The organism is Nonomuraea sp. NPDC001684 (assembly GCF_053596515.1).
This window is the reverse complement of sequence record NZ_JBSFGJ010000617.1, coordinates 1-4,464: the sequence shown is the minus strand read 5'-3', so window position 1 is coordinate 4,464 and position 4,464 is coordinate 1. Positions and strand designations below refer to the sequence as shown.

The window sequence follows — 4,464 nt, the reverse complement described above, 5'->3', positions numbered from 1 at the left end:
GCTCCGGCAGGCGGCCAGGGGCGCGACCGCCGAGGAGATCGCCGCCGGCCTGCACCTGTCGCCGGGCACGGTGCGCAACTACCTCACGGCCGCGATCACCAAGACGGGCGCCCGCAACAAGATCGACGCCGTCCGCGTCGCCGAGGACGCGGGCTGGCTCTAGACGTCGGTGACCCGCAGCCCGGCGTGGGCCTTGTAGCGGCGGTTGATCGAGATGAGGTTGGCGGTCAGCGCCTCGACCTGGTGGGCGTTGCGCAGCCGGCCGCCGTAGACGCCGCGCACCCCCGGGATCAGCTCGGCCAGCGCCTGCACGGTGTCGGTCGCCTCGCGGTCGTCGCCGAGCACCAGCACGTCGAGGTCGACCTTCTCCACGGCGGGGTCCATCAGCAGCACGGCCGACACGTGGTGGAAGGCCGCCACGACCCGGCTCTCGGGAAGCACCGCGGCGGCCTGCTGGGCGGCGCTGCCCTCTTCCACCGGCAGCGCGTAGGCGCCCTGCTTGTCGAAGCCGAGCGGGTTGACGCAGTCGACCACGATCTTCCCGGCCAGCTCGGCGCGCAACGACTCCAGCAGCGCCTTGTGCCCCTCGTACGGCACCGCCACGATCACGACGTCGGCCTCGGCCGCCACGTCGGCGTTGGCCCCGCCCCGCGCGCCCGAGCCGATCGAGCCGGCCGCCTCCTGGGCCCGCTCGGCGCTGCGCGAGCCGATCAGCACCGTGTGCCCGGCCAGCGCGAACCGCCGCGCCAGCCCCTTCCCCTGGTCGCCGGTGCCGCCGAGGATCGCGATGGAGAGCCCGTTCACATCTGTCATGGCTCCGATCATGCCAGCCCCGGCGGCGCGGTCCGCAGCCCGGGGGCGCCACCCGGCGGCGAACGGGCCACCTCCGCCGCGCTCCTCGTGCACCATGGAGGCATGGACTCAGGTTCGGTGGCATTCCTGCGCGAGCTCCTGGCCACGACGGGCTGGCTCGAACGCACCCGCGAGCTGGGCCTGGCCCTGCGGACCACCCGCTCGCCGGGCGGCCTGCTGCTCGTCGGCCCCCCGGACGACGAGCCCTGGCACGTCACCGCCCACCTCAGCGACGAGGCCAGGTTCTCCGGCCTGCCGCAGCTCGCCCCCACCCTGATCCGCTGGTCGCCGCCCGCCGACGCCCCCGCCCACCTGCGCGTCGGCCTCGACCGCCTGCGGCAGGCGGGCCGCGGCGAGACCCTGTTCGTGCTGTCGGAGCAGGCGGCGCCCGTGCCGCTGCTGGAACGCGTCGACGACGCCCGCCGTACGGGGGCCACCATCCTGGCGATCGAGGGCGCCGACTCCGAGCTGAGCGGGCTGGCCCACGACTCCATCGCCGTCCCGGCCACCGGGCTGATCACCTTCGACGGCGCCCAGCACCTGGTCAGCGCGGCGGCCGGTGAGGTCGAGCGGCGGGCGGGGCTGCGCGAGCGCCTGGCCCGCCTGCTGGAGAAGGTCAGCGGCCCCCGCCTGTCGGAGTAGGACGCGGCCGCGGGCCAGGGGCCGAGGGCGGCTCGCAGGTCAGGGCTGGGCGGCGAGGCGAGGGCCGAGGGCGGCCCGCAGGTTCTCGGTGGCCTCCTCGATGGCGCCGATCACCACCGCCTGCACCGGGTCCGGCTCGCCCGACCGCGTCCTGCTCACCCGGGTGACCGCGTCCAGGCGGCGCGCCCCCACCTCCCGTACCTCGCTCACCCGCACCTCGCCCTCCGGCACGTCGAGCAGGGCCAGCGCGGGCACGATCGCCACCCCGTGCCCGGCCGCCACCAGCGCGAGCACCGGCGAGAAGTCGGTGACGACGTGCGTCCTGCGCGGCTCGACGCCGTGGATCCCGGCGAGCCGGTCGAGCGCCTGCCCGCACGCCTGGTCCGGCTCGGCGGCCACCCAGGGCAGGCGCATCAGGTCGGCCGTCGACTCCGGCTCGGGCCAGTCCGGCGGCAGCACGACCCGGAACTCGTCCACGTGCAGCGGCCGGACGTTCAGCGACGGCTGCGCCGGGACCGGCAGGCTCATGTCCTGCTCGGTGATGAGCAGGTCGACCGCGCCCAGGCGCAGCTCCTGGAGGGCGGGCTGGCCGTAGACCTCGTGGATGACCGGCGTGATGCGGGGGTGGCGCTCGGCCAGGGCGCGCATCGCGGGCACCAGCATGTGCTTGATCGCCGTGGGGAAGGCCGCGATCCGCACCGGCCCGGCCAGGCGTTCGGTGAACCTGGTCAGCTCCTTCCTGGCCTCGCTCAGCTCCTCCTCGACCCGCTCGGCGTACCCGGCGAGCACGCGTCCCGCCGGGGTGAGCGAGACGCGGCGCTGGGAGCGGTCGATGAGCGCCAGCCCGACCTCGCGTTCGAGCTGGGCGAGCTGCTGGGAGACCGCGGAGGGGGTGAGGAACAGCGCCTCGGCCGCGCGCATCACGCCGCCGCGGCGGGCGACCTCGTGCAGGACACGCAGGCGTCGAGGATCAATATCCATGCAGGTCAGCTTACGTCTACCTTTAGCTTTCTTTATTTGTGCTTTAAGGCCAAAAATCCAGAGAATATCGGCCATGGATCTCCTCCTCGACGCCGTCGGCTGGGCCGGAGCCGCCCTGCTGCTGGCCGGGTACGCCCTGGTCTCGTCCGCGCGGCTGTCCGGCGACGGCGCGACGTACCAGGTCGTCAACCTGCTCGGCGCGCTCGGGCTCATGGTCAACAGCGCCTACAACGCCGCCTGGCCCTCGACCGGGCTGAACCTCGTCTGGGCCGCCATCGGCACGGTGGCCCTCGTCCGACTCGTCCGGGTGGGAGCCGCCACATGATCGTCGAACTCAGCCACCGCATCACCGAGGGCATGACCACCTATCCCGGCGTCCCGGGGCCGACGCTGGGCACCCATCTGAGCAGGGAGGACTCACGCGAGGTCTACGCCCCGGGCACCGAGTTCGAGATCGGCGTGATCACGCTGGCCGCCAACACCGGCACCTACCTGGACACCCCGCACCACCGCTACGCCGGCGGCCAGGACCTGGCGCAGGTGCCGCTGAGCAGCCTGGCCGACCTGCCCGGCCTGGTCGTGCCGGCCTCGGGGGACGGCCGCGAGGTGGTGCTCGACACCGCGCCCGACACCGCGCTCGACGTACGCGGCCGGGCGGTGCTGATCCACACCGGCTTCGACCGCCACTTCGGCACCGCCGCCTACTTCCGCGACCACCCGTATCTGGCGCCCGAGTCGGCGGCGTGGCTGGCCGACCAGGGCGCGGCGCTGGTCGGCATCGACTCGCTCAACATCGACGACACCCCGCCGCACGGCGAACGCCCCGCCCACACGATCCTGCTGAAGGCGGGGATCCCGATCGTCGAGCACCTGACGGGGTTGTCGGCGCTGCCCGCGGAGGGGTTCAGGTTCCATGCCGCGCCCCCGATGATCGCGGGCATGGGCACCTTCCCCGTGCGGGCCTACGCCGTCGTGCCGTAGGCGGGGGTCACTCGTCCTCCTGCTCGGCCTCGTCCCACGCCTTGTTGCGGTCGGCGGCGCGCTGCAACGCGCCCGCCGCCTCCTCCTCCGAGGCGTAGGGACCCATCCGGTCCTTGTTGGGGCAGCCCTGGTCGGGCTCGACCCGCATGTGCTTGAGACAGAACCACCACTGGCCTTCGCTCACATGGTCAATTCTGCCCCGTAGACTCGTGTTTCATGACGACACTGCTCCAGCCCGGGCGAGTCTCGCCCGTCCGGAAGGTCCCCGCCCACATCGAGCGGCCGGAGTACGTCGGCAAGAAGCGCCCCACGACCGGCGAGTCCGACGTGAAGACCCCCGAGATCATCGAGCGCATGCGCGTGGCGGGCCGCATCGCCGCGCAGGCGCTCGAAGAGGTCGGCCGGCACATCGCCCCGGGCGTCACCACCGACGAGCTCGACCGCATCGGCCACGAGTTCCTGATCGACCACGGCGCCTACCCCAGCACGCTGGGCTACAAGGGCTATCCCAAGTCGCTGTGCACCTCGATCAACGAGGTCATCTGCCACGGCATCCCCGACGACACCGTGCTGCGCGACGGCGACATCGTCAACATCGACATCACCGCCTACATCGGCGGCGTCCACGGCGACACCGACGCCACCTACCTGGTGGGCGAGGTCGACGAGGAGTCGCGCCTGCTGGTCGAGCGCACCCGCGAGGCCATGATGCGGGCCATCAGGGCGGTCGCCCCCGGCCGCCAGCTCAACGTGGTCGGCCGCGTCATCGAGGCGTACGCCAAGCGCTTCGGCTACGGCGTCGTGCGCGACTTCACCGGCCACGGCATCGGCACGAGCTTCCACTCCGGCCTCATGGTCCCCCACTACGACGACCCGTCGCTGCGGGTGGAGCTGGTGCCGGGCATGACGTTCACCATCGAGCCGATGCTCACGCTGGGCACGATCGACTACGACATCTGGCCCGACAAGTGGACCGCGGTGACCAAGGACCGCAAGCGCACGGCCCAG

Annotated in this window: 8 protein-coding genes; 5 read left to right on the top strand and 3 right to left on the bottom strand. The window is 72.8% G+C overall.

Going from position 1 to position 4,464, the window contains the following annotated elements; genetic code table 11:
* The coding region (locus ACWCSD_RS48610) for a response regulator transcription factor (protein WP_449925962.1) at positions 1-163 on the top strand (163 nt) is incomplete at its 5' end.
* Here ACWCSD_RS48610 and npdG read toward each other — a convergent pair.
* Entirely contained in the window at positions 160-813 is a 654-nt protein-coding gene (gene npdG / locus ACWCSD_RS48605) for an NADPH-dependent F420 reductase (RefSeq protein WP_358294256.1), read from the bottom strand. The genes ACWCSD_RS48610 and npdG overlap by 4 nt on opposite strands.
* Positions 814-915: 102 nt before the next feature.
* On the opposite strand from npdG, the gene ACWCSD_RS48600 reads away from it, so the two are divergent.
* Positions 916-1,494, top strand: coding sequence for a hypothetical protein (locus ACWCSD_RS48600; RefSeq protein WP_358294258.1), 579 nt, complete (start codon positions 916-918; stop codon positions 1,492-1,494).
* Between the two features lie 39 nt (positions 1,495-1,533).
* Here the strand turns inward: ACWCSD_RS48600 and ACWCSD_RS48595 are convergent, their stop codons facing one another.
* Positions 1,534-2,475, bottom strand: a complete 942-nt coding sequence (locus tag ACWCSD_RS48595) for a LysR family transcriptional regulator (RefSeq protein WP_352353485.1) — start codon at positions 2,473-2,475, stop codon at positions 1,534-1,536.
* 73 nt (positions 2,476-2,548) lie between these two features.
* Between ACWCSD_RS48595 and ACWCSD_RS48590 the strand changes: the two genes are divergently transcribed.
* The gene (locus ACWCSD_RS48590; RefSeq protein ID WP_397162291.1) at positions 2,549-2,800 is read left to right on the top strand and encodes a CBU_0592 family membrane protein; all 252 of its coding nucleotides are present in this window, start codon (positions 2,549-2,551) and stop codon (positions 2,798-2,800) included.
* Positions 2,797-3,456: a cyclase family protein gene (locus tag ACWCSD_RS48585; protein WP_449925956.1), complete on the top strand. Its 660-nt coding sequence runs from the start codon at positions 2,797-2,799 to the stop codon at positions 3,454-3,456. The genes ACWCSD_RS48590 and ACWCSD_RS48585 overlap by 4 nt, the downstream gene beginning before the upstream one ends.
* A 7-nt stretch (positions 3,457-3,463) precedes the next feature.
* On the opposite strand, the gene ACWCSD_RS48580 is transcribed toward ACWCSD_RS48585, so the two are convergent.
* Entirely contained in the window at positions 3,464-3,640 is a 177-nt protein-coding gene (locus ACWCSD_RS48580) for a hypothetical protein (protein WP_352323881.1), read from the bottom strand.
* 32 nt (positions 3,641-3,672) lie between these two features.
* Between ACWCSD_RS48580 and map the strand changes: the two genes are divergently transcribed.
* Positions 3,673-4,464, top strand: a 792-nt coding sequence (map, locus tag ACWCSD_RS48575; RefSeq protein ID WP_449925953.1) for a type I methionyl aminopeptidase, incomplete at its 3' end; no start/stop codon positions are given.